Genomic DNA, 24,219 nt, shown 5'->3' with positions numbered 1-24,219 from the left:
CTTTATTTGTCGCTGAATTTCCAGGCACTATTCTGCGGTATCTCTCGTTAGCCGCCGGTGGATTACCACAAAAAATACAGGGACAAAGAAAATAGCCAGCACAGTTGCCGTAAACATTCCGCCAGCGACCCCAGTACCTACCGCATTTTGAGCTCCAGAACCTGCTCCTGTGCTTAGCACCAAAGGTAATACTCCAAAGATAAATGCCATGGAAGTCATTAAAATGGGACGTAAACGCATGCGTGATGCTTCCAAGGTTGCTTCTATTAATCCCTTCCTTTCTTTTTCCATTAAATCTTTGGCAAACTCTACTATCAAAATCGCATTTTTGGCCGATAAACCAACGGTTGTTAAAAGTCCAACCTGAAAGTAAACATCATTGTTCAAGCCACGGAAATAAGTGGCCAATAATGCGCCTATGACGCCTAGTGGAACAACCAGCATGACCGAAAAGGGAATAGACCAACTTTCATACAAAGCTGCCAGACATAAAAAGACCACAATCAGGGAAATGGCATAAAGTAAAGGGGCCTGTGCGCCTGACAAACGCTCCTGATAAGACATCCCCGTCCAATCGTAGCCAATCCCCTGCGGTAATTTGGAAGCGAGTTGCTCCATGAGATTCATTGCTTCCCCTGTACTTTTCCCAGGAGCGGCTTCTCCAAGAATTTCCATGGATGGCAAACCATTATACCTTTCAAGACGAGGTGAACCATATTCCCACTGTGATTCAGTAAAGGCTGAAAAAGGCACCATCTGTCCATCTTTTCCTCGTATGTACCAGGTCTTAATATCATTTGGAAGCATACGAAATTTAGCATCAGCCTGCACATACACTTTTTTTACTCGTCCTCTATCAATAAAATCATTGACGTAAGTACTACCAAGATTGGTAGAGATGGCTTGATTGATATCCGCTATAGAAACACCCAAGGTTTCCGCTTTTTCCTGATCTATTTTGAGTTTGAACTGTGGCGCATCTTCCAGACCATTGGGCCGCACGCGAACCAGTGTATCGGGATGCTTGGCAACCATCCCTAAAAGTTGATTTCGAGCCTCAGTCAATTTTTCATGCCCAAGATTTGCTCTATCAATTAATTCAAAATCAAATCCTGTCGCCGTACCCAATTCAATAATCGCAGGCAAGTTAAAAGGAAAAACCAAGCCATCTTTGATTTTTGCGAAAGCCTGTGTGGCCCTGTTAATAATACTTTCTACTTTATTTTCAGCCCCCTTGCGCTCATCCCAATTCTTAAGGGTAATAAACGCAATGCCATTATTTTGTCCTTGTCCATTAAAGCCAAAGCCAACGACAGTAAAAATTGAAATAACGTTATTTTTTTCTTCAGTAAGATAATAATCTGTAATTTGATCAGCAACTTTTTGTGTTCGCTGTTGAGTAGCTCCAGGTGGTAATTGAATCATGGTGAGCAGCATGCCTTGATCCTCTTCGGGTAAGAACGAAGAGGGCAAGGTTAAAAATAAATAGCCTACCCCCAAAATGATGGCTAAATACATAAGAAGATAGCGCCCTGTTTGAAACAAAATTTTCTTAACCCCATCATGGTAGAGATGCTGCGCGCGCTCAAAATTTCGGTTAAACCAGCCAAAAAATCCCTTTCTATGGCTTTCACTGACTGAAGCAGGCTTTAGCATTGTAGCGCACAGGGCAGGCGTTAATATTAATGCAACGAGAACAGACAAAATCATTGCTGATACAATGGTAATAGAAAATTGGCGATAAATTGCACCCGTTGAGCCCCCAAAAAAAGCCATCGGCACAAATACTGCAGATAATACCGTGGCAATTCCTACTAATGCTCCCTGGATTTGTCCCATAGAGCGACGCGTTGCTTCTTTAGGATTTAAACCTTCTTCGACAATGACGCGTTCTACATTTTCAATGACTACAATTGCATCGTCGACCAATAATCCAATCGCTAAAACCATACCAAACATGGTAAGGGTATTAATAGTAAATCCACACACAGCCAATATGGCAAAAGTACCAAGCAAAACGACAGGAATAGCAATGGTTGGAATCAAGGTAGCACGAAAATTTTGCAGAAAAAGATACATCACCAAAAAAACAAGAACCATTGCTTCAAATAGAGTTTTTATGACCTCTTCAATAGAGATTTCTACAAAAGGTGTGGTGTCATAGGGATAAACAATTTTAAAACCTGTGGGAAAATAGGGCTCCATTTCAACGATTTTTTGTTTAATGGCTGCTGCAGTATCAATAGCATTGGCACCTGTCACAAGTTTTACGCCTAAACCTGCGGCTGGCTTTCCATTATAACGTGAAATGGTCGTATAATTTTCACCCCCCAGCTCTACCCGAGCCACATCCCTCAACCGCACAAGCGAGCCGTCTTTATTTACTTTTAATAGAATTTTGCCAAACTCTTCCGGAGTTCTTAAGCGAGTTTGAGCAATAATGGGAGCATTAAGTTGCTGACCAGCCACAGCAGGCGTTCCTCCTAACTGTCCGGCGGCAACCTGATCATTCTGCGCTCTTATCGCCAGAATGATATCATTAGGTATCAGTTGATAATTATTTAACTTATGAGGATCCAACCAAATGCGCATTGCATATTGAGCACCGAACAACTCAACATCACCTACCCCATTAAGACGGCTAATTGGGTCCTGAATGCTTGAGGCCACATAATCAGCAAGATCATACTGATCCATACTGCCGTCTTCTGAAATAGCGCCTATAACCAATAGGTAACTACTACTCGATTTTTTAACATTAATGCCTTGAGTCTGTACTTCCTGCGGGAGCCTTGGCATTGCTAGCTGCAATTTGTTCTGAACTTGAACCTGTGCAATGTCAGCATCAGCACTCGCATCAAAGGTAAGCGTAATGGTAACGGTGCCCGAAGAATCGCTCTGAGCCGACATATACATTAATTTATCAAGGCCACTCATATTTTGCTCAATAACCTGAGTTACTGTATTCTCTACTGTTTGAGCATCAGCTCCAGGATAAGTCGCTTGAATTTCAATAGCTGGTGGGGCAACACTTGGATATTGCGCTATAGGTAAATTAAAAATAGCAATAATTCCTGCCAGACTAACAAGAATGGCTAAAACCCAAGCAAAAATGGGTCTGTCTATAAAAAAATTAGACATCTTTTTAACTTACCTTTTTTCTTTGCAAAGCCGCATCTGAACTCTCTTTTTCATTCGCCCTGACTTCAACGGAAGTTACAGTCATACCTGGTTTAACTTTCATATGTCCAGATACAATAATTTTATCCCCTTCTTGCAAGCCGCTGGTAATAAGCCATTTATCACCCACAGCCAGTGTCGCTTTAACCTCACGTAACACGACCTTATTACCGGCATCAACGACTAAAGCAGTGGCTTGACCACGAGGGTTACGAGTAATTCCCTGTTGTGGAGCAAGAATTGCTTGTTCTTTCAAACCCTCTTTTATACGGGCACGAACAAACATCCCAGGAAGAAGCTCATGCTCAGGGTTCGGGAAAATAGCGCGTACAGTAATTGCTCCCGTAGTCTCATCAACAGTCACATCAGAAAATTCCAGAGTACCCTTTTTACTATAAAGGGTGCCATCTTCCAGGAGCAATTCAATCTCAAGATCATTCTTGCTTTTTCTATAAGCTCCCTCGGCATATTCTCGCCTTAAACGCAAAAAATCCGTACTCGACTGAGTTACATCAACGTAAATGGGATCAAGCTGTTGTACTGTGGCCAGTGGTGTTGTTTGATTTTCAGTAACCAATGCCCCCTCAGTTACATTGGACTTACCAATACGTCCACTAATTGGGGAGATAACTTTAGTATAAATAAGATTAATATGAGCAGTCTTGAGTGAAGCCTTAGCCGCTACTACGGTTGCGTCAGCCTGTTTTGCATTGGCAACAGCGGTATCATAATCCTGATGACTTACAAATTTAGAGCCTAACAAAGGTTTATAACGCTTTACCGTCAGGTGATTGATTTCAGCATCTGCCTCAGCTTTTGCCAAATCACCCTGGGCACTATCATAAGCTGCCTGATAAGGTGCTGGATCAATTTGATATAAAGATTGGCCTTCCTTAACATCACTACCCTCAATAAACTGGCGTTTTAATATAATGCCACTTACCTGAGGTCTTACTTCAGCCACCCGATAAGGGCGAGTTCTACCGGGTAACACGGTAGTTAAAATAAAGGGCTCAGCCTTTAAAGTTACAACACCTACCTCGGGTACAGTTTGCGTTGAGGCTTTTTTTTCACTGCAACTGAAAAGTAGAAGCGATGTAATAATTACTACTATTTGCACTATGCTACTTTTCATTTTCATCGTTACTAATATTCCTGTGTCCAGAGCCATTTAAATATATCCTCTAACTATAGCATCAGAACACTAGCAATTTGGAGTATACTTCCATCTTATTACTGAATTACTCAGAAATAATTTAAACAATCCCGGGTAATGGTAGTATTTCATAATGGTGAATAGGTATCGACAAATATACCTGAACAAGTAAAATGAAAAACTCATCTATTTTTAAGGGACTAGCATGAAATTATTTTATACAAAGGGAGCGTGTTCTCTGGCAGTACGAATTCTTATTAATGAGATGGGTATTGATTGTGACTATAAGTCCGTCAATTTAAAAACTAAACGCACTGAAGATGATCAGGATTATTTAAAAATTAACCCTAAAGGTGCGGTGCCAGCGCTGGAAGTGGAAGGTGGACAAATACTCACTGAAAATGCTGTAATCCAACAGTATTTGGCGGATAAATTTCATAGTCGAGAACTATTACCGCCTGTCGGTGATTTTAAACGTTACCGCATTCTTGAGTGTATTAATTTTATTACGACAGAGTTGCATAAAAATTTTTCAGCCTTGTTTAATCCCACTATTCCTCAGGAAATGAAAGAGAAGGTATATATTCCTCTAATCAAAACCAAGTTAGGCTTTATTGACAAACAATTAAAGCATAGCTATCTCATGGGTGAACAATTCACGCTACCCGATGCTTATATGTTTGTTATACTGATGTGGACAAAAAACTATAAAATTGATTTAGCAAGGTGGGATCATTTACCACGCTATTTTGCCAATCTTCACAAGCGCCCAGCTATTGTAAAATCCCTTGAAGAAGAAGCATTAGAGATTGCCTGAGAATCATAACCAGGTGCAGGTTGGTTGGGCCTTGGCCCAACTTCTTTTTCTGGACTTACCCAAGCCTAATCAACCTTGGGACGCACTATCAGCACATCACATTCCGCACCATGTAAAATGGCGTTTGCTGTTGACCCCAACAGCAAGGCTAACCCATGTTTTCCATGGCTTCCTGTAACGATTAAATCAATCTTCTTTTCCTTAGCGACGCGTAAAATTTCATTTTTAGTAGAGCCAAACTCGATCATGCAATGTGCACTATCAACACCAAGTTTTTTTGCTAACGCTGAAAGCTCTTTTTCAGCCTGTTCACGAATCGAAACCTCCACCTCGGCAAATCCAGCAAAACCAGGATAAGCATAAGCAGGAATAGGCTCGACAACATGAACCAAGAGTAAATCCGCTCCATTTTCATCAGCAATTTTTTTTGCCTTATGAGCTGCTTTTATTCCTACTTCATCAAAATCCGTCGCGAATAGTACTCTTTTGTACATGATTTTCTCCTTGGCTACATCAGTTCTAAATAGCGTAGAATTTAATTTCCATAAATAGCAGTTTACTATAAAATTACTCTCTCTTAAATTCAAATAGCTTGAATTTGAAGAGATTAGGGGTGTCCTTTGTGAGACAAATGATAGTTGTCTCTCCAAAGGGCTGAGAAATACCCATTGAACCTGTTCGGGTAATGCCGTCGTAGGGATGATGTATGCTTCTGGATATAGTAGGAACTGTAGCTTCCTTATTGGCTACTTATTATTTTATTCAAATCAGTAATAAAGCATGGCCTGTGAGCCTGCTGGCCACATTAATTAATGGTTTATTATATTGGCAAAAGGGAATTTATGCGGATATGGCACTTGAATCATTCTATTTTTTTAGTACTTGCTATGGTTGGTATTTATGGCGAAGTTCAAATCCCAGAACTACCAAAATAATTACAAAACTCTCAACAACACAGTGGCTAGTGCTTACTGCAGTCACTTTTGCTCTTTTTCTATTCATTGCAAATTTACTTAAAACTTTTACTCGTTCCGATATCGCCATACTCGATAGCCTGACCACCTCATTAAGTTTGGCTGCGCAATGGCTAATGTGCTACAAGTTAATAGCCACATGGATTTTATGGTTCTTAACCGATGCTGTTTACAGCTATTTATATTTTCAAAAGCAACTACCATTTCACAGTCTACTAATGCTTGTCTATACCATCATGGCTATTGCAGGCTACCGCTCCTGGGCTAAGCGGCAAGACAAGCTGCCGCTTAGCGTGAATAACTCACTTAACCTAAAGCAGTAAGCCCTGAGGTTGAACGAATCCAGGGTTTATATTGAGTGAGAGTAGTCGGCAATTGACTGGCAGCCTGCTGCGCTTGTTCAAAACGACTGTATTCTCCCAGGGTCAAAACATACCAACTTACTCCCTGTCGTTTTGCAATACGGATTTTTGTATGGGTTAAATGATGATGATTTACAAAACGCTTAATATCTTCAAGGTTCTGGCTTGCCAGTAACTGCAAAGTATATTGCCCCCGCTGCGCGTTAATTTGTACTTTTGAGGCAATCGTCGTGGTAGGAGCAAACGCCGGTTGAAATGTTGGCTTAGGTGTTTCTCGAGTAGAAACTACCTTTCTTTCCAAAGAAGCTACCGGTGTATTTGAAAGACTACCATTACCAATGGGTTTAGGAATCACAACAACCTTATCCATTACCACGAGTGAACTATTCTCTTGCTCCTCTTCATCCAAAACAATTTCCACCACACGTTTTAGAGGAGACGGTTGGGTGTCTTGTCTTTTTGCTGAAATTGTGAAGGCAGGAATATAACTTTCCATACGTTGATTATAACTGGGGATCTGGCTGATTAAAACATTTTCTTCATTGGCTGTTTGCGGTACTTTGGGAATAAGCGAAGGTAATTGGTGTTCGACAGCAGTCACAATTTGCGTATTCCCTCGCGCAAGATTTTTCCTGTTTTTAAACAAATCCTGGTTTTGCCAAAGGTAAACTGAAGCCAACAAAGCCACTGCACAGGTTGCCCCTAATCCTATATATTTTGAATAGGAAGATTTCTGCAAACCTGTGGAGTTAAGTGACTCCGGACAAAAAAAGCTCACCATTTGCTTATTGATGCGTGCTATGTTACCACCAGTTAGCTGGTAAAATTGCTCTAGTCGTTTATCAGACATGGTTAGGTCGATACGTTTTGGAGAGGAAAGTTTACTCAGCAGATAAGTCTTTGTTTCCACTTCTGTTAATGCACCTGGTTCCACTCGATGAATTAAATTTTCTAAAGAGGCAGCTTCCAGCTTATTGAGACTAGCCACGAGTGAAAAATCAGAAACCAAACAAAAATGAAAAAAACATTGCTCCCCTTGCTGTTTTAATGCAGTTAAAAAGTCATGAAGAAAGTTATCGGGGACGTGTTGAGCATCATCAATAATCACTACAACATGTGCCTTTCTTTCATTAATTTGCTGGATTAAATTTACAAAAGAAAGCTCATAATCGGTACGTAAATGCAGTGAAGTTGCAAGTTGAGCTAATACTTCAGCTGGTGAGAAAGGGGGGGTCGCTTTTATTATATAAGACTTTATTTGAGGATCTAAATTTGCTTGCAGCAACTCACAAAATGTCGTTTTGCCACCACCTTCTTCAGCTAATACAGTTATTAATGCGTTATTAAATAAAATAAGGTGATTAATAAAATCAATTTTGGTAAACCAGGCGCTTGGTTTAAAAGTATTTTTGCTCACCGTTTCTTTGCCTTCTAATTCCTGCATTACGCTTTGCATCAATTAATCTCCATCAACTGCAGCTTGCAATATTGAGCGCAACAAGTCCTCTGATACCTCATCTTCAATGTAACAATTTCCTGGTGCTCTCATTAATATGAAGCGCAAATGTTTATTTTTTATTTTTTTGTCCTGCGCCATTGCTGCACGCAGTTTATCAAGGTCAATATCTCTTGGAATCCGTCGTGGTAACTTTGCCATGAGTAACATATCATCAATCAATTGGATGGTTTTTCTATCTAGCCGCGCGCACTGTTCCGACAGTAACGCTGCACAATAAAGTCCAATAGCCACTGCTTCTCCGTGAAGCCAACGATTATAGTGGGTATAAGCTTCAAGTGCATGCGCAAAAGTATGCCCAAGATTTAAATAGGCCCGGATCCCACTGATTTCATGTTCATCCTGCTCAACATAATTTGCCTTAATCTGACAACAATGACTAATTACAGCAGCCAAATTTGGAGAGTTTTTCATTCCCTCCTGCAAGACATTACACAAAAGCTCAATAAAATCTCCTCCCGACAATAACGCATACTTAATAATTTCAGCAAATCCAGCATGAAACTCGCGCTCCGGCAGAGTATTTAATGTATTTAAATCAATGATTACTGCAGCAGGTTGATGAAAACTGCCTATCATATTTTTGGCGAGAGGATGGTTAATAGCCGTTTTACCACCGATAGAAGCATCAACCTGAGCTAACAGCGTAGTAGGTATTTGTAAAAATTGTACTCCACGCTGATAAGTAGCTGCGGCAAAGCCAGTAATATCCCCTATTACACCGCCTCCCAAAGCTACTAATGTGGTATCTCGATGGTGACCCTTTGCAATTAATGCATCGTAAATGGCAACCAAGCTTTGCTGATTTTTAAATTCTTCTCCATCTTGAAGAATCACAACATCACACTGTTTGTTCGCAAACGCTGTTTGCAAATCACCAAGATAAAGTGATGCAATTTTGTCATTGGTTACTATGAGAATCTGCTCACCTGCTAAATAGCGATTCAGTACCACCTGATCATTTAAGGCATTATATCCTATGAGAACAGGATAATGCTGACTCGGTAAATGAAGCACTACTTCTTTATACAGGTCAAACTTCGCCATAGATGTATTTAATAATGTTATTTGCTACAGCTTTGACAGTTAATTTATCAGTTTCAAAACTGATATCAGCCAACTCATCATAAAATGGTTCTCGCTCATCCCGTAACATTTCTAACCGACTTTCCAAATCCTCAGTTTGCAGCAGGGGACGCTTGGTGTCACGTTTAGTGCGTTCATACTGTTGTTGTAAAGATGTTTTTAAATAAATAACCGTTCCCCGCCCTGCCAAGGCATTACGATTTTCAGGTGTCATTACCACACCACCACCAGTCGCCAAGACAATATTGGTTTTTTGCGTTAATTCGTCAATTACCTTTTGCTCTCGACGTCGAAAACCTTCTTCTCCTTCAATATCAAATATCCAAGAGATGTCAGCTCCTGCACGCTCTTCTATTACTTCGTCAGAATCATAGAACTCAAGTTTGAGCTCTTTTGCCAAAGTACGGCCTATTGTGCTTTTACCTGCTCCCATCGGCCCTATTAAAAATATGTTTCGTACTTTAACTATGCTCATTTTTAATTACACACCCCTTCAACTGAGACATGAGAAAAACACCCATGTACTTGATTAAACATAGTACACCCAGAAAAATTTAATGATATTTTTCTAATTGTCTACCAAACTTTGTTAATTTTACACCTCTCATCATGTATTGCTTTGAACTGTCAAAGGATTTTGACGATAAATTGTTGGATATTATCCTAGGAGTAATGAAAATGAGCAACTCCTCATTTCTGGTTGATAGAGAGCGATTCCTGAATAAATGTCTCACAACCGGTAAATCACCTAGGAGAGGCGTGCGATTAATCTCATTATTTTTATCTTGTTTATAAATTCCTCCCAAGACAATTGTACGACCATTCTCTACTAAAACACTCGTTTGAATTTCTTTTGTCAGAATTGTAGGTACACCATTAAAAACTTTTGGTGATGGTATATCCTGATTAATTTTTAAATCCATCAAAATATTGCTATCCGGAGTAATTTGCGGTGTTACTTTCAAACTTAACACAGCTTTTTTAAACACTACAGCAGTTGCCCCGCTTGAAGTCGCCTCCTGATAGGGAATTTCTTCTCCGGATTCGATTAACGCAGGCTGTTGATTGGTTGCTATCAATCTTGGAGTGGATATTACTTCGCCCCGCCCCTCGCTTTCAAGTGCCGATAACTCCAAATCCAAAAGGATATGATTGCTGAGCTTGGCTAAGGCTATTCCTACAGACACAGGTGAGGTTGCCATAGGCAAGCTGTCAAGATCAAAATTTAATCTCTCCTTCAATGAAACACCTTCAGCCGAGTCTGATGATTTTATAAGAGAGTCGTGTTTCTTTAGAGCACCCAAATGAGTTGGTCTTGCAACTCCAAATCGCAATCCTAAATCTTGAGCAAAATCTTTAGTAACATTAACAATACGCGCTTCAATTAAAACTTGTTTTACTGGAATATCGAGTTGCTCAATGAGTTTTCTAATAATTTTTAAGTGCTTATAACTGTCTTGCACCCATAAGCTGTTTGTTCTTATATCAACAGCAATTCTGCCACGTCTTGATAAAAATGCTTCATTTTTTTCTTGCAAAACATTAGCAATATCGGCAGCTTTGGCATACTTAATTCGAAATAACAATGACTGTAATGGCGTAAATTTATTCGTCTCATCTTGTGCCTGTCGAATTTTTTTCTCACGTTTAGTGAACTCTTCGGCAGGTGCGATAAACATGATATTGCCCATGCGTCTTTTCTCTAGAGATTGGGTTGTTAAAATAATACTCAGAGCCTGTTCCCAGGCTATATCATTTAAACTCAAGGTGATATTACCCTTTACTGTATCACTTATAACCATATTTATTCCAGTAAATTCAGCTAATAACTGCAAAACAGCTCTTACCTCAATATCTTGAAAATTTAAAGAAATTCGTTTATTACCTACTTTATTTTTAATGATCCTAGCTTTCGTTATATTTTCTACTTCTTTCTTTATTTTAGGGTGCTGTAAACTATTTTGGGCTATAACATTTATGTTAAAAAGTAATAAGCACAATCCCAGAAGTATTTTATGCAATTTCAACTCCTATTCTTATTCTTTAAAGAAACCTTAACTGTTTGTTGTTGCCATTTTCCTTCTACAAAATTCTGGGCTCTGAATAGCAGTTCTTTTTTCTTAATTTTAATTAATTCTATGTTTTCCCTTGCGATGTGATCGCCTGGTTTAATGGCAGTTATTTTCCCAGCGGGATTTTTTATCAAGATCCAACTTTTTTCGGATGAACACAGCAAACCAACAAATTGCAAAGAATTAAAGAAAAACTCCTTTAAAAGTGGTCTTGAAGAGCTCTCTTCAACTTTCTTGTTATCTTCAAAATTATAAAGGAAAGGATTTCTTTTATTGCCCAAGGGATAATCAAACTTGGCTAACAATTTTAAAAGAGGAGTGTCTTCATGAAACGGCACTTTTCTGTTTTTAATTTTCTGAAAGTATTGGGTCAATTCCTTATCTGTTTCACTACAAGAAGTCACCATTAAAATTAAAATGATTAAAGTTATCCTTTTTTTAAAAATCATTTTATAGATAATCGATATAGGTGAAGGGTAATTTTCATTAACAATTGACCGGATAGCTTTTGAAATTTATCACCACGTATTTTTGTGATTTTAAAATCTCCGAAAGTTATCAGGTAAGGCAATTGAGCTACTTTGCTTAGGAAAACAGCCAATTGCCTGTAATGTCCTGATATGACTAAACGAAGGGGTAACTCAACATAGAACTCCTTTCTAATTTCATGCATTGGCGCAAAAAAATTTACCATCAATCCATTAGATTTCGCTAAATTAAAAATTTTTTCTGACAAAATAGAGGCATTTTTCTTATCAGGAAATAGTTTAAGAATTTTATTTAAGATTGTATCAAGCTTTTCCTTTTGCTTATAATAAATATCCAGCGTAGCAACCTTACCCTGCTTTTCCTCAAATTCTTCTTTTAATTTAACTTCTTGAGTTTTTAAGAATTGGTATTTCTCTTTTGCTTCACTGATAAAGAAAAAGTAATTAATGCCAATTATTAAAATGGCAACTGCAGTTGCACTTAAATATCTTTGCACGATTATCCATTGTATAATCCTTTCAACAGTTATTGATTTACATTTTTTCTTAAGTTCCATTTTTAATTTCCATATTAGCTTGCAATTTAAATCGATTAAACTCTTTTTTTTGATTTTTACTCTTTGATACTTCAACTAATTTAGCATCTACCAACCATTTATTTTTTGATAGGATTTTCGTCATTTTATTGATGCCATTATGATTTATAGATTGACCAAAAATAGTGATTCTTTTATTTTTAAAAGTAATAAAAACCAATCGAACATCACCCGGAGTTTCCTTTGATAGATCATCAAAAATATGCATTAAAATAGCGGGGTTGTTTTGCATATTAATAAAGGATAAAACATGCGTTTTTGTTTCATTAATTTCCGTTTTAATTCTCGACAACTCCCCAACCTTTAAATTTAAAATATTAATTTCTTTTTTCAAAATTTTAATTTTATTTTCTTGCTCCAACAAAATATCATTTGTAAAAAAATTCATTAATGATATGAGGGATATTGCTGCAAAAACACCAATAATTATTGCTGTTTTAAATTTTCGTTTATTCTCCAGTTCTCTTAACTTTCGCCAAGGGAGTAAATTAATTCCAACCATATTTATTAACACTTCCTCTAAGTGCTAGACCACAAGCTATTAATAAGGAGGGTGCTTTTTCGATGATTTGTTGAGAGCAAATACGCGCTGAATGGAGCATATCTGCAAAAGGATCAGCAATAGAAACCGGAATTTTAATTTTATCGGGTAATCGTAGACAAAGCTTGGCCAATAATTCTCTTTCACCCGCTAAAAAAAGATGCTCAATAACCTCGTTAGCATGGGCAGAATAAAAAAATTGTAGCATTTTCTTGATCTGACGAATTATGATTTCAAAATCTTCATTTGTTGCACTGGGTTGACACTTAGGCTGCATGTTCCACTCGGTTAAAATATTTTCTTTATTTAAAGCGCTCTGTCCGAATGCAGCAATCCATTGATGATTACCTAATAGCTCTTCGTGTATAAAAAATGTTTTGTTTTTCTTTATGACATACAATTGAATTTTTAACTGATTAATCTTTATAAGAGCAATTGTTGCTGTAATTTCCTGATTTTTAGTGCGGTTTTTGAGCAAGAGGATTATTCTTTCTATAGCATTTGATTCTGGCTCCACAACTTGAGTTGATAATCCGGCGCGACTTATTGTCTCAATACGCTGATTAATATATTCTGCTCTGCAGGCCGTAATAAAAATATCCAATTTTTCTTTATTCATTTTCGAAGGCCCTGCTATTGAATAATCAAGGCTGACTTCCTGCAAGGGATAATTAAATTGCTTACTGGCTTCTAAATAAACTGCTTCCTCAATGCTTTCTTCAGGTAAATTCTTATCAATCTGCAGTAACTTGTTCACAATAGCAGAATCTGGTACAGCCAAGATAGCTGGGTACCCTGACAAAGAAGTAGTCGATATAATTTTTTTTAGGCAATGTGCAATTACATCAATATTCTTGAATTGATTATCAACAATTGCATGAGGCGGTAATATTTCTGAGGCAAAATTTTCAATAGACAGTTTACTTTCAGTCTGAGAAATCTGCAGAATATTAATCCCTGCCGGGGTTATATCTACTCCTATAGCAGGACGGTAGCGTGATCGAAAACGCTTGAACACTTTTATTTCCTTATTTATTGATTGGACTTGTAATAAGTTGCCCTATTCCTGCAACTTAAGCGTGGCAATATAGCCTAACTCATAAGAAAAATAAATATTTTTTTTAAAATTACCACAGGTTAATTTTAGATTTAAAATTTTACGTATTAACTGTGGTCTTAACCGATTGTTCAACACTTGCACTCATAGTGTTGTTTACATATAGTGAATGAGCTAGGTATAGCATCATCCATTATTAATATTAAAAGGAGTTACTATGTTATTGCAAAATGTTGTGCATTCCTTGGCTCAAGTCATCTTGGATTATGGTGAATCCCAAGACGTCAAAGTAGAGCCATTACAAACCTTGTTAACAAAACCTCACCCAAATTTTATTGAAACTTTACAAACTGTCATTAATGAAAGTACTAAATCTTATGCAAAACGGCTTAGTTTGCTTAATTATTTTCTTTTTGAAATTAAACAACTAAAGCCTCTGATAGAACGTCAAACCCCTTTAGATGAAGAAGAGCAATCCCTTGTTCAACAACATCTACAATCTCTGATAATGAATGTTAATACTTTATTAAAAACCTCTCAGAGTAGTAAAATTTCAATCAAATTCGATGGCAACGAGGAACAAATCCCAGGACTTGTACTACCTATCACGCAAGGTTGGTATCCTTGCAAATCAGGAAATATGATTGACCAAATATTTCTAAAACCATTACACCTGCAAAATTTTGATGTTTCTTCAGTTGCAATTTTTGTTAAAAAACTAATTATGAATCATCAGCAGAAAGTAACTATTCCTTTTTTAATGAAAGAAAGGGACTTATTAAAAGAGACAGTCACCTCTTTAGAAAAAGAAAAGCAACAAATAAAAGAGGAGATGCTGCAACTAAAAGAAGAAAAATCACAGTTAATTATAGAAAACGAGCAACTCACGAAAGAAAAAAGAGCTATTTGGGAAGAGCAACAAGTTACGCTGACTGAGAAAACTAATCTAGAAAAAGAGTTAAGTACGCTGAAAAAGGAATTAGTTTTGTTAAGAACCAAGGCTGTCAAACCCAACATGCATTTAATGCATCCTTTTTTTGGCGTAGCCAATAGATTAACACCCATCCTGCCACGCGATGATTCATCAGAGACGAATAAAATTTCCTCACCCTCTTTGGGTTTTCCTACGTTTATAGATGATTAAGACGCTATCCCTCTTTGCGTGAAGAGGGGTATTATTAACCTCATATACACTGCTAATTTAGACAAAGCATGATTTTGTTCTAAAACGAACAGAAGAAGTCGCCAAAAGCCACTAAATAGCGCTATAATTCGCAGATTAACAAATTATAAACCCTATCAGATGAGAAAATCGGCATATTTTTGGCGTAAAGGTTTATGGGCTTTATTTAGCCTTTTTTTCCTCTTAATTGTTTGTGCAAGTGTTCTTTATCTCTACCTTGAAAGTCAGCTACCCAATGTAGATTCTTTAAAGACAGTTAAACTTCAGGTTCCTTTGCGCATATATACTCAAGATGGCCTCCTCATTCAGGAATATGGTGAAAAAAGACGCATACCACTTAACTACGAAGAAATTCCACCTACCTTAATTCATGCGATTCTCGCTACCGAAGATCAGCGTTTTTTTGAACACCCAGGCGTTGATATTTTGGGATTAGGTCGAGCTACTGTTCGTATGATTCAAACTGGCACTAAATCGCAGGGTGGTAGTACTATTACGATGCAAGTGGCTCGTAATTTCTTTTTAAGTCGTAAGAAAACTTTCTTACGTAAATTTAATGAAATTTTATTAGCTATCAAGATTGATCGCGAATTAAGCAAGGAAAAAATACTTGAACTTTACCTTAACAAAATTTATTTAGGCAATCGGGCTTATGGTGTAGGTGCTGCTGCGGAAGTGTACTATGGCAAACCATTAAATGAATTGGACTTGGCTGAATTAGCCATGATTGCAGGTTTGCCACAAGCGCCTTCAACTCAAAACCCTATTGTCAATCCTCTCGCTGCCAAGAAGCGACGTGATCATGTGTTAGAACGTCTGTTAGAGGAAAAATACATTACAGAGCAAGAATACCAGAAAGCTGTTAATCAGCCCATCACTGCTAAATATCATGGCACCAACATTGAAGTGAGTGCGCCTTATGTTGCTGAAATGATTCGTCAATCACTTTTTGATCATTTTGGCCCTAAAGCGTATACCAAAGGCTACAAAGTGTATACAACTATTAAAGGCCCTTTACAAATTACAGCCAATAAGGTAGTGACTGAAAATCTTCTTGCCTATGATCGCCGTCATGGTTATAGAGGGCCGGTTGCCAGAATAAGCGGCGTTGACAGCAAATCACCTGACTCGATACATAAACTGCTAGCTCAATACCCAGTAATTGGTAGTCTTGAACCTGCTGTGATTTTAGCCGTTGGCGATAAAGAAGCCATAGCAGCCACTCGCCATGGACGTAACTTTACTCTCACTTGGGAGGGATTATCGTGGGCAAGACCGGCTCTTAAACATGGCTGGATGGGCAAAGCACCAACTAAAGCACAGCAAATAATCGCTGTAGGTGATATTGTCTATGTGCATAATCAAGATAATAAATGGCGTCTATCGCAAATTCCACAAGTAGAAGCAGCTTTAGTTGCCTTAAATCCAAACAATGGTGCACTCGAAGCACTCGTGGGCGGTTTTAATTTCCAAAAAAGTAAATTTAATCGAGCTACACAGTCAGAACGACAACCCGGCTCAAGTTTTAAACCTTTTATTTATGCAGCTGCATTAAATAAAGGCTATACACTTGCAACCTTGGTTAATGATGCTCCCGTCGTAGTCGATGATCCAAGTCAAGCCAATTTATGGCGACCTCATAATGTGAATCTAAAATTTAATGGCCCTACTCGCCTTAAAGATGCATTAGTCCATTCACGTAATTTAGTCTCTATCCGCGTTTTAGATGATATAGGTTTTGACTACGCCATTGATTTTATTTCCCGCTTCGGCTTCCGTAAAGATAAATTACCCAAAGCTTTATCTTTGGCTCTGGGAAGTTTATCTGTAAGTCCTCTGGAACTAACAGCAGCCTATGCGGTTTTTGCAAACGGTGGTTTTCGTGTTGAACCGTATTTAATTGATCATATTACAGACAACAATGGAGAAATTCTGTTACAGGCTAAACCGTCTATAGCTTGTGATGATTGTAAACTGGATAAAATTGATCCAGCAACCTTGGCTCCTAGAGTCATTCCTGCCGACATTGCTTTTTTGATGACTACAGCACTTAAAGATGTTGTCCAGCATGGAACGGCTCATGCGGCAAAAGTACTGAATCGTTTTGATTTGGCAGGTAAAACCGGAACAACAAATGATCAAGTTGATGCCTGGTTTGCCGGTTTTAATTCAGATTTAGTAGTGACTACCTGGATTGGTTACGATAATCCCCAATCGCTACATGAATATGCTGCCGGTTTGGCATTGCCTATGTGGATAGATTTCATGAAAGTCGCATTGACCAACCTGCCTCAGAAAGAGCTGCCTCAACCTGAGAATATAGTTGCTGTAAGAATTGATCCCATAACCGGATTATTGGCTAAAAACAATCAACCCAATGCAATTGTTGAATATTTCCGCGAGCAGGATGTACCAGGAACAGAGTCAGCTGCATCTGATGATACAGAAACATCAACCGAGGCAGACACGCAGGAGAATTTATTTTGATGTGGCTCTTGCCACTGGAGAATAAATCTAAACGATGGCAAATCTGGTGTAGCAGCAGATGTTTAAGACATGAGTTTTACACGCTGAGCGCCAGATTTAAATAAGTAATACGCTCTTCGTGCTAATTAGATCATTCACGCTCTAGCGTCGCTTTATCAAGCTATCTTATATTGCAAACAGTGTTTGTTATGAAGGTAATTGTAGTTAGTTGGATTGGGCTATGAAACGCATACCACCTAGCTTTCCTTTCACAAATAAATCAACATAAAATGCGTAAGCTTTATCCCATTGTAAAAAATACTCTTCCCCAAATTTTTTTATCGTATATTCCTTTAAATTGCGATACATTTTCAATCTATCTGATAAAATATTCGCCCAATTACTGGATAAATCCTCTTTCCCCGTCAGGGTAAGATTTCCTTGTTTTATTTCATCCTCATATTCATTTGATGTAATCAAACCGTAACAAGCCATTTCTTCATGAAGTCTTAGTAGTTCTTTTGAAGTCAAATCTTTTTTAATAACCACATCAGTAAATCCTAATTTACCACAGGGTTTTAGTACCCTTTTACACTCACTAAATAGAGCTTTTTTGTCAGCGATATGTACCCAGGCCTCTTGCCCAATGACCCTATCAAACTGCTGATTTGCAAAAGGCATACAGGTTGCATCACCCTGTTGAAATTTTACTAAGTGACTTAAGCCACATAATGCCGTAAGCTTAATTGCTGCTTCGATACGCGATTGAGTAATATCTAACCCAAAAACTTGACAACCATAGTGGTAAGCTAAATATCGCGATGTCCCCCAACACCACATCCTATATCAAGAACCTGGTGAATTTGCTCAAGACCAATAGAATGAGCCAATATCTCAATTGCCTCAGAGCCCTCGTAATGATCTTGATCAAAATCTGATAATTGTTTTTGAGTTATACAGTCTAAATGATGATACTTATCTTCAAGACTAGAAGTAATTTGGTTGTAGTTAATTGGGTGTAAATCGTAAAATTGAATAATTTTACTGGACATATAAACTACCTCGCGACATAGCTATATTTAGCTTCTATTAAAAAGAAAAAAGAGACCAATACATTTTTGATGATATAGATAATTTATAGCAAATTTAATTCTCTGGATTTAATTGCCTATGAATTGATGTAAGTCTGTGACATCAATAAAGTGCAGCGCAATCAAGGATCAGTTCATTGAACCTTTTTTTAACAACATTGACTATGCTGCGCCTTACCAGACTATCAGTCACATTCTGTAAATTTGAATTAAACACTTAATTGGTTTCTTTAACTTGCTAGCGCTTCTGCTGCTTCAATGTATTCATAGCCGAGATCACGGGCTACTGCTTCGCAGGTAATCATTCCTTTATGGACATTTAATCCATTGAGAAGATGACCATCACTAAGCAATGCCAATTTAACACCCTTCGTTACCAAACTCATTATGAAAGGTAACGTGGCATTATTTAAGGCAAATGTTGAAGTTCTTGGAACAGCGCCTGGCATATTCGCCACACAGTAATGCACCACATTCTCTACAACATAAGTAGGTTGCTGATGGGTTGTGGGTTTACTTGTTTCAAAACAACCACCTTGATCAATTGCAACATCAACCACAACCGAACCCGGTCTCATCGATTTCAGCATTGCTCTTGTAACCAGCTTTGGTGCCGCAGCCCCTGGCACTAACACAGCACCAATCACCAAATCCGCTTCCCTTACATAGTGCTCTAGAGATTCTACTGTCGCATAAATGGTATGTAATTTGGAACCAAATTGAAAATCAAGTTCACGTAAACGAGGGAGAGACTTATCAATTACAATAACACGTGCTTCCATACCCATCGCCATACGTACTGCGTTACTACCAACTACTCCCCCACCAATTACCACTACATTAGCAGGTGCGACGCCAGGAACTCCTCCCAATAAAACACCACTCCCCCCTTGCGCCATCTCCAGGCAGTGGGCTCCAGCTTGAATTGACATACGTCCAGCTACTTGCGACATGGGGGTTAATAAAGGTAATCCACCATCGTTTTGCGTTACGGTTTCATAAGCAATTGCAGTTGCACCGGACTCTTTGAGCAAGCGTGTTTGCTGAGGATCTGGCGCTAAATGCAAATAAGTAAATATCGTTTGTCCTTCACGTAGACGTTTGCATTCTATCGGCTGAGGTTCCTTAACTTTAACGATTAACTCCGCACGCTCAAATACTTCATCCGCAGTTGCCACTATTTCCGCACCTGCAGTTACATAGTGCTCATCACTTATCCCAATCCCTAAACCAGCCCCTTTTTCCACAAGCACATTACTACCTGCTCTTATAATTTCTCGCACACTTCCAGGAACAAGACCGACCCGATTCTCCTGGGGCTTGATTTCTTTTGGCACACCTACAAACATAATTTTTCCTTACAAAACCGGCTAATGTCATTGCTCCAGGTAAAAAGTACACCTGGAGCAGAATTTAACCCACACGTCAACTTTCTTGCCCTTACTAATTAACTTTCAATTGCTCAATCAATTCAGGCACCAACTCGAATAAATCTCCTACCAATCCATAGGTAGCAATTTGCAGGATTGGTGCGTCTTCATCTTTATTGATAGCCACGATAACTTTGGAATCCTTCATGCCAGCCAAATGTTGAACCGCCCCAGAAATTCCAACCGCAATATACAGTGATGGAGCAACAATTTTTCCAGTTTGTCCAACCTGATAATCATTGGGAACAAAACCTGCATCAACAGCCGCCCTTGAAGCACCCACTGCCGCTCCTAATGCATCAGCCAGCTCTTCAATTAATTTAAACTTTTCAGCGCTTTGCAGTCCTCTTCCACCCGAAACAACTATTTTAGCGCTGCCTAAATCAGGACGTTCGGATCGACTTAATTCGTGCTTAACAAACCTGGTGCTACTTTCTTGAATAGATTTGTCAATTCGTTCTATACAACAAGAAGATTGACTCTCAGTTATCGCATCAAAAGCCGTCGTGCGAATAGTAAGAATCTTGATAGCATCTAAAACCTTTACTGTTTCAATAGCATTACCCGCATAGATGGGATGCTCAAAAGTATCTTTATCAATAATCCGACTAACATCAGACACCTGGGCAACATCTAATCTGGCTGCGACACGTGGCAGTAGATTTTTACCAAATGTTGAGGCAGGTGCCAAAATGGCCGTAAATGAATTCGCAATGGAGGTAATTAATTCAGCCATGGTTTCAGCCAATTGATGCTCAAAGACAATATTATCAATCAGCCAAACAGCGTGAACACCCGCTATAGCAGCAGCTTCTTCAGCGACAGCTTGACATTGATATCCCGCAACTAAAAGTATGACATCCTGTTTTAATTCCATTGCCGCAGAAAGAGTATTACGCGTTGCTGAATGCATGGACTCATTGTTATGTTCAACGATTACTAAAGTGCTCATTCTGTCTCCCTATTAAAGCACTTTGGCTTCAAATTTTAATTTATTAATTAATTCACTGACAGAGCTGACTTTGACACCACCACTTCTTGAGGGTGGAGGCATTGTAGAAATAATTTGAATGTGCTCCTTCAACGTCAATCCAAGTGCGTCACATTCGATGATATCCAAAGTCTTACGCTTTGCTTTCATAATATTAGGCAAGCTTGCATACCGAGGTTCATTTAAGCGTAAATCCGTGCTAACTACTGCTGGTAGTGGCATAGCCAATGTCTCTAAACCACCATCAATTTCACGCGTTACTTCAATCGTTTTTTCCTGGACTGTCAAATTTGAAGCAAACGTTGCCTGAGGCCAGTCCAGTAAAGCAGCAAGCATTTGAGGAGTTTGATTATTATCACCATCAATAGATTGCTTACCCATTAAAACTAATTGGGGTTGTTCTTTTTCCACAATTTTTTGCAGTATTTTTGCAACATTCAAGCTGCAAAGATGTCTCTCTATACGAACGAGAATTGCTCGATCAGCTCCCAAGGCAAGGGCATGCCGCAGCGTTTCCTGACTTGCGTCAGGACCAATCGATACAGCAATAATTTCATGAGCATCATTTTTTTCCTTTAGACGAACAGCTTCTTCAACTGCAATTTCGTCAAAGGGATTCATGGACATTTTAATATTTTGTGTTTCCACCCCAGTGTTATCCGTTTTAACCCGAATTTTAACATAGGGGTCTATTACTCGCTTCACTGCAACCAGAATTTTCATAGTTCCTCGCTGGAATATCAACCTGTCAGCATCTTGCCAGAGATGCTGGACCAAGTTCAAGTTTATCTTTGATTGTTTTTATTCTTAACATTATTTTAACCTTGCATAGCACGAAAACCTAAAATTGCGTCTTTGCGAGTGCCAGCAAAACCATCCCGTACAAAAATCCGTTTTTAAATTGCTTTACTTTATTCACAATAATCCCATAAAAATTGTTGTCCCTGTGCAAGACTGTACTAATCATTGGCTAATAGTTGTAAATAAGCTTTAAATTCTTGCCCGATTTCAGGATGATTTAAACCTAACTCGACAGTAGCTTGTAAATATCCTAATTTTGAACCGCAATCATAACGTTTTCCCAAAAACTGGTAAGCTTGCACTTTTTGTTCAGTTAATAAACTTCTAATACCTTCCGTTAATTGAATTTCGCCACACTGATCTGGGACTGTTTTCTTCAAACAGGCAAAAATTTGTGGTGTAAAAATATAGCGCCCCACCGCAGCAAGATTAGACGGCGCAAGTTCTCTTTTTGGCTTTTCCACCATAGCAAGTATAGTTGAATAATTTTCACCGGCATCAACCACACGAACTACACCATATTGCGGCACATCATGCCAGGGAACCGGTTGTACTGCTAAAACCGATAAATTATCTCTGTTAAAATGTTCAGTCATGGCCGAAAGACAAGGGAGTCTTGAATCATCGATTAAATCATCAGCCAATAACACAGCAAAGGGCTCATTACCAATGACATGTTCAGCACAAAGCACAGCATGGCCAAGTCCTAACGGTTGATTTTGTCTAACATAGGTAAATTGAATACCTGGTGGTGAAACATTTTGAACCAACTCCAGCAGATTTTCTTTTCCTTGTTCTTCAAGACGTTTTTCCAATTCAAAATGATTGTCAAAATGATCTTCAATGGCCCTTTTACTTGAGCTTGTGATAAAAATCATGTGAGTAATGCCTGCCCGAACTGCTTCCTCAACAGCGTATTGAATAAGAGGCTTATCCACTATGGGTAACATTTCTTTAGGATTTGCCTTCGTTGCCGGTAAAAAACGAGAGCCTAATCCTGCGACTGGAAAAACAGCCTTTTTAACTTGCATCCTTTTATACTCCTATTGGACAAGGGGGAAACCACCAACTTTTGGGCGTCCTACTGAATAATACGTTAATTTTGCAGCAGCCATATTGGCAAGTTCAAAACAGTTTCGACCATCAATAACAGGAGCATCGTGTAATTTCTCCTTTAAGAGAGATAGATTGAATTTTTTAAATTCTGGCCATTCAGTAACAATCACCAAAGCATCCAGATTGTTATCAAGTACTGCTTCTGATGAATTGCACCAATGAATCGCGCTATCCTTAGGCAATATTTTTTGTGCCGCAGATATTGCGACTGGATCATAAATGTGAAGTTTTACCCCAGCGTCTAATAAAGCCTTTATGGCAACTAAACTGCTTGCTTCACGTAGATCGTCGGTCCCTGGTTTAAAGGCCAGTCCCCAAATACCAATGTTTAAATCTTTAAGATTATGTTCAAAATAGCTCGTTAATTGATTAAAAATCCACTTTTTTTGTACTTCATTGATCCTATCAATGGCTTGTAAAAGACTTGTATCGAAATCATGCGATTTGGCAAGCTGCATGAGTGCGCGGACATCTTTAGGAAAACAGGAGCCACCATAGCCGATACCTGCTTGTAAAAAATAAGGACCTATACGATGATCAAGCCCGATACCTTCCCGAATGTCATCGATGTTTGCATCAAATTTTTCAGCAATTTGACTCATTTGATTCATAAAACTGATTCTGCAGGCAAGCATGGCATTGGCTGAATATTTGGTTAATTCTGCAGAACAAAGACTCATACTTAGAAGAGGAACACCTCTATCCACCAGAGGTTGGTAGATCATTTTTAAAATTGCTAAAGCGTCTTCCTTACCACCAATAACAATGCGATCGGCATTTAAAAAATCATTAACAGCGGTTCCTTCGCGCAGAAACTCAGGATTGGAGGCTACTGTTATCGTGATATTTTTATCACAAGCTGCTAATTCTTCATTAACCAGACTCTGAATAGTATCTCCTGTTCCCACTGGAACTGTTGATTTAGTCACTAATATTCCATTTTCTTTCGCTTCTTGAGCCACTTTTTTTGCCACTGCAAATACTTGGGATAAATCAGCACTACCGTCCGCATGACCAGGCGTTCCGGTAGCAATAATATGTACCTGAGCTGATTCTATAGCCTCACTGATATCAGCAGTAAAACGCAAACGCTTTGATTGTAGCTGCTCTTGTAGCAACTCCGGAAGTTCGTTTTCATAAATAGGACATTGCCCCTTTAAAAGTAAAGCAATCTTTTGCCCATCAATGTCTGCACAAATAACTTCATGACCAAGTTTGGCAATACAAACGGCAGACACCAAACCTACATAGCCCGCACCATAAATAGAAATAATCATTGCTATCTCAAAAATCAAA

22 protein-coding genes and 1 riboswitch are annotated in these 24,219 nt (G+C 38.6%); of the genes, 4 read left to right on the top strand and 18 right to left on the bottom strand.

Annotated features, from left to right (window positions below; genetic code table 11):
• Positions 1-27: 27 nt before the first annotated feature.
• Positions 28-3,141 carry an efflux RND transporter permease subunit gene (locus tag clem_RS04505; RefSeq protein WP_094090525.1) on the bottom strand — a complete coding sequence of 1,038 codons (3,114 nt, stop codon included), beginning with the start codon at positions 3,139-3,141 and terminating at the stop codon, positions 28-30.
• A 4-nt stretch (positions 3,142-3,145) separates the two neighbouring features.
• A complete protein-coding gene (locus clem_RS04500; protein WP_269766809.1) occupies positions 3,146-4,351 on the bottom strand; it encodes an efflux RND transporter periplasmic adaptor subunit in 1,206 nt (401 codons plus the stop codon).
• A gap of 190 nt (positions 4,352-4,541) precedes the next feature.
• Here clem_RS04500 and gstA point away from each other — a divergent pair, with 190 nt between their 5' ends.
• Entirely contained in the window at positions 4,542-5,153 is a 612-nt protein-coding gene (gene gstA / locus clem_RS04495) for a glutathione transferase GstA (RefSeq protein WP_094090524.1), read from the top strand.
• Positions 5,154-5,218: 65 nt separating this feature from the next.
• Here the strand turns inward: gstA and clem_RS04490 are convergent, their stop codons facing one another.
• Positions 5,219-5,647: a universal stress protein gene (locus clem_RS04490; RefSeq protein ID WP_094090523.1), complete on the bottom strand. Its 429-nt coding sequence runs from the start codon at positions 5,645-5,647 to the stop codon at positions 5,219-5,221.
• Between the two features lie 105 nt (positions 5,648-5,752).
• A riboswitch (TPP riboswitch) is annotated at positions 5,753-5,871 on the top strand.
• On the opposite strand from clem_RS04490, the gene pnuC reads away from it, so the two are divergent.
• Positions 5,860-6,450 carry a nicotinamide riboside transporter PnuC gene (pnuC, locus tag clem_RS04485; protein WP_094090522.1) on the top strand — a complete coding sequence of 197 codons (591 nt, stop codon included), beginning with the start codon at positions 5,860-5,862 and terminating at the stop codon, positions 6,448-6,450. (Overlaps the previous riboswitch by 12 nt.)
• On the opposite strand, the gene clem_RS04480 is transcribed toward pnuC, so the two are convergent.
• From clem_RS04480 to pilM, 8 genes are all read right to left on the bottom strand, one after another.
• Positions 6,434-7,945: an AAA family ATPase gene (locus tag clem_RS04480; RefSeq protein WP_094090521.1), complete on the bottom strand. Its 1,512-nt coding sequence runs from the start codon at positions 7,943-7,945 to the stop codon at positions 6,434-6,436. The genes pnuC and clem_RS04480 overlap by 17 nt on opposite strands.
• A 3-nt stretch (positions 7,946-7,948) precedes the next feature.
• Positions 7,949-9,052: a 3-dehydroquinate synthase gene (gene aroB, locus clem_RS04475; RefSeq protein ID WP_094090520.1), complete on the bottom strand. Its 1,104-nt coding sequence runs from the start codon at positions 9,050-9,052 to the stop codon at positions 7,949-7,951.
• Entirely contained in the window at positions 9,039-9,566 is a 528-nt protein-coding gene (gene aroK, locus clem_RS04470) for a shikimate kinase AroK (protein ID WP_045106431.1), read from the bottom strand. Before aroK ends, aroB begins: the two co-directional genes overlap by 14 nt.
• Positions 9,567-9,645: 79 nt before the next feature.
• Positions 9,646-11,112 carry a type IV pilus secretin PilQ gene (locus clem_RS04465; RefSeq protein ID WP_232505562.1) on the bottom strand — a complete coding sequence of 489 codons (1,467 nt, stop codon included), beginning with the start codon at positions 11,110-11,112 and terminating at the stop codon, positions 9,646-9,648.
• 2 nt (positions 11,113-11,114) lie between these two features.
• Positions 11,115-11,612 carry a pilus assembly protein PilP gene (locus clem_RS04460; RefSeq protein ID WP_094090518.1) on the bottom strand — a complete coding sequence of 166 codons (498 nt, stop codon included), beginning with the start codon at positions 11,610-11,612 and terminating at the stop codon, positions 11,115-11,117.
• Positions 11,609-12,208, bottom strand: a complete 600-nt coding sequence (locus clem_RS04455; protein WP_094090517.1) for a type IV pilus inner membrane component PilO — start codon at positions 12,206-12,208, stop codon at positions 11,609-11,611. The genes clem_RS04460 and clem_RS04455 overlap by 4 nt, the downstream gene beginning before the upstream one ends.
• Positions 12,198-12,749, bottom strand: coding sequence for a PilN domain-containing protein (locus tag clem_RS04450; protein WP_094090516.1), 552 nt, complete (start codon positions 12,747-12,749; stop codon positions 12,198-12,200). Before clem_RS04450 ends, clem_RS04455 begins: the two co-directional genes overlap by 11 nt.
• Positions 12,736-13,806: a type IV pilus biogenesis protein PilM gene (gene pilM, locus clem_RS04445; RefSeq protein WP_157698178.1), complete on the bottom strand. Its 1,071-nt coding sequence runs from the start codon at positions 13,804-13,806 to the stop codon at positions 12,736-12,738. Before pilM ends, clem_RS04450 begins: the two co-directional genes overlap by 14 nt.
• Positions 13,807-14,062: 256 nt before the next feature.
• Here pilM and clem_RS04440 point away from each other — a divergent pair, with 256 nt between their 5' ends.
• Together clem_RS04440 and clem_RS04435 are read left to right on the top strand one after the other, a co-directional pair.
• Complete coding sequence (locus clem_RS04440) at positions 14,063-14,989, top strand: hypothetical protein (protein WP_094090514.1); 927 nt, start codon at positions 14,063-14,065, stop codon at positions 14,987-14,989.
• Positions 14,990-15,148: 159 nt separating this feature from the next.
• Positions 15,149-17,515: a penicillin-binding protein 1A gene (locus clem_RS04435; RefSeq protein WP_094090513.1), complete on the top strand. Its 2,367-nt coding sequence runs from the start codon at positions 15,149-15,151 to the stop codon at positions 17,513-17,515.
• Between the two features lie 204 nt (positions 17,516-17,719).
• Here clem_RS04435 and clem_RS04430 read toward each other — a convergent pair whose 3' ends face one another.
• The 7 genes from clem_RS04430 to clem_RS04400 all read right to left on the bottom strand — a co-directional run bounded on the left by clem_RS04430 (position 17,720) and on the right by clem_RS04400 (position 24,200).
• Positions 17,720-18,334 (bottom strand): class I SAM-dependent methyltransferase, encoded by a 615-nt coding sequence (locus clem_RS04430; protein ID WP_094090512.1) that lies wholly within the window; start codon positions 18,332-18,334, stop codon positions 17,720-17,722.
• Positions 18,304-18,546 (bottom strand): hypothetical protein, encoded by a 243-nt coding sequence (locus clem_RS04425; protein ID WP_094090511.1) that lies wholly within the window; start codon positions 18,544-18,546, stop codon positions 18,304-18,306. The genes clem_RS04430 and clem_RS04425 overlap by 31 nt, the downstream gene beginning before the upstream one ends.
• A 269-nt stretch (positions 18,547-18,815) precedes the next feature.
• Entirely contained in the window at positions 18,816-19,934 is a 1,119-nt protein-coding gene (gene ald, locus clem_RS04420) for an alanine dehydrogenase (protein ID WP_094090510.1), read from the bottom strand.
• A 94-nt stretch (positions 19,935-20,028) separates the two neighbouring features.
• Positions 20,029-20,967, bottom strand: a complete 939-nt coding sequence (locus tag clem_RS04415; protein WP_094090509.1) for an electron transfer flavoprotein subunit alpha/FixB family protein — start codon at positions 20,965-20,967, stop codon at positions 20,029-20,031.
• Positions 20,968-20,979: 12 nt separating this feature from the next.
• Positions 20,980-21,729 (bottom strand): electron transfer flavoprotein subunit beta/FixA family protein, encoded by a 750-nt coding sequence (locus clem_RS04410; RefSeq protein WP_094090508.1) that lies wholly within the window; start codon positions 21,727-21,729, stop codon positions 20,980-20,982.
• A gap of 236 nt (positions 21,730-21,965) precedes the next feature.
• Complete coding sequence (gene galU / locus clem_RS04405) at positions 21,966-22,838, bottom strand: UTP--glucose-1-phosphate uridylyltransferase GalU (RefSeq protein WP_094090507.1); 873 nt, start codon at positions 22,836-22,838, stop codon at positions 21,966-21,968.
• A gap of 12 nt (positions 22,839-22,850) precedes the next feature.
• Complete coding sequence (locus clem_RS04400) at positions 22,851-24,200, bottom strand: UDP-glucose dehydrogenase family protein (protein ID WP_094090506.1); 1,350 nt, start codon at positions 24,198-24,200, stop codon at positions 22,851-22,853.
• Positions 24,201-24,219: the final 19 nt, after the last annotated feature.

Origin of the sequence: Legionella clemsonensis (genome assembly GCF_002240035.1) — a bacterium.
In the GTDB taxonomy this organism is placed as follows: domain Bacteria; phylum Pseudomonadota; class Gammaproteobacteria; order Legionellales; family Legionellaceae; genus Tatlockia; species Tatlockia clemsonensis.
This window is presented reverse-complemented; position numbering and strand designations above follow the sequence as displayed.